This window comes from Trinickia sp. EG282A, from assembly GCF_040965455.1.
GTDB classification, from domain to species: Bacteria; Pseudomonadota; Gammaproteobacteria; order Burkholderiales; family Burkholderiaceae; genus Trinickia; species Trinickia symbiotica.
This window is the reverse complement of the sequence record NZ_JBFRCC010000042.1, coordinates 1-416: the sequence shown is the minus strand read 5'-3', so window position 1 is coordinate 416 and position 416 is coordinate 1. Positions and strand designations below refer to the sequence as shown.

Genomic DNA, 416 nt, shown 5'->3' with positions numbered 1-416 from the left:
GCTTCGAGCCCCTTGAAGGGTCGTTCAAGACCAGGACGTTGATAGGTCGGGTGTGTACACGCAGTAATGCGCTGAGCTAACCGATACTAATTGCCCGTAAGGCTTGATCCTATAACCGGAGCGTTTTACGTGACCAGTTAGTGCTTTAGCACTTACTGGGAACCACCCCCGTAGGGGGTAAGCCCCCTAGGGGGTACGCTCAGGACCCTCGCGATGTGCCACGATGCACTCGCTACCCACCCCTTACTCCCCTTCTTCCCAGATTGGCTGTGCCGCCCACCCGCGACATGGCAACAAGTCATGCCTGATGATCATAGCGAGTTGGTACCACCCCTTCCCATCCCGAACAGGACCGTGAAACGACTCCACGCCGATGATAGTGCGGATCCCCGTGTGAAAGTAGGTAATCGTCAGGC

2 rRNA genes are annotated in these 416 nt (G+C 56.7%); both read left to right on the top strand.

Annotated elements, in window-relative coordinates:
* Nucleotides 1-111 (top strand): 23S ribosomal RNA (locus AB4Y31_RS31825); the annotation flags it as partial.
* 192 nt (nt 112-303) lie between these two features.
* Nucleotides 304-416, top strand: a 5S ribosomal RNA gene (gene rrf / locus AB4Y31_RS31820).